Source organism: Acinetobacter sp. 826659 (assembly GCF_000588515.1).
Lineage (GTDB): Bacteria > Pseudomonadota > Gammaproteobacteria > Pseudomonadales > Moraxellaceae > Acinetobacter > Acinetobacter pittii.
This window is the reverse complement of record NZ_JFYD01000028.1, coordinates 1-1,204: the sequence shown is the minus strand read 5'-3', so window position 1 is coordinate 1,204 and position 1,204 is coordinate 1. Positions and strand designations below refer to the sequence as shown.

At 49.6% G+C, this 1,204-nt stretch carries 1 protein-coding gene; it reads left to right on the top strand.

Features of this window, described 5'->3' with window-relative positions; translation table 11 throughout:
- Positions 1-1,204: Ig-like domain-containing protein (locus J663_RS19380; RefSeq protein WP_033851440.1), on the top strand; the 1,204-nt coding region annotated here is incomplete at both ends.

Below are 1,204 nucleotides of genomic sequence, written 5' to 3'. Positions count from 1 at the left end.
GGCAATACTTCATTGCCAGGTACAGAGATTGTTGACGGAGATGGCTTACCACCAGTGGTATCGTTAACTGATGAAGTGACGAATGATGCAACGCCGGACTTGTCAGGTAGCATCAATGATCCAAATGCAACGATTGTAGTGACTGTGGATGGTATTGATTATCCGGCAGTGAACAATGGCGATGGCACCTGGACTTTACCGAACGATATCTTACCAACTCTGTCAGAAGGCGCACACAGTGTGACTGTGACAGCAACAGACTTGGCAGGTAATACAGGTACGGATACAGGTGTTGTGACAATTGATACCGTTGCCCCAAATGCACCGGACATTGATCCAGTGAATGCGGTAGATCCGATTACAGGTACAGCAGAACCAGATTCAACCGTGACTGTGACGTATCCTGATGGCACGACTGCAACTGTAGTTGCAGGCACAGACGGCACATGGTCAGTACCAAACCCAGGTAACCTGGTAGATGGCGACACAATTTCGGCAACAGCCACTGACCCTGCAGGCAATACTTCATTGCCAGGTACAGAGATTGTTGACGGAGATGGCTTACCACCAGTGGTATCGTTAACTGATGAAGTGACGAATGATGCAACGCCGGACTTGTCAGGTAGCATCAATGATCCAAATGCAACGATTGTAGTGACTGTGGATGGTATTGATTATCCGGCAGTGAACAATGGCGATGGCACCTGGACTTTACCGAACGATATCTTACCAACTCTGTCAGAAGGCGCACACAGTGTGACTGTGACAGCAACAGACTTGGCAGGTAATACAGGTACGGATACAGGTGTTGTGACAATTGATACCGTTATACCAGTGGTCACCTTCACAGATGTATCAACCAATGACAGCACACCTGCATTGACCGGTACGATCGATGATCCTACTGCGACTGTGGTGGTGACTGTGGATGGTGTGGATTATCCAGCGACTAACAATGGTGACGGTACCTGGACGCTTGCAGACAATACACTTCCAGTGTTGGCAGACGGTCCACATACAGTGAGCGTGACTGCAACAGATGTGGCAGGCAACGTTTCAACACCAGTAACCGGTACAGTGACTGTTGATGCGACAGCACCAAGCCTTGCGATTAGCGCAGATGACCTTGCACTTGCGGCAGGGGAAACAGCGAACATTAGCTTCACGTTCAGTGAGGCGGGAGCAGGCTTTGATGCAAGCGACA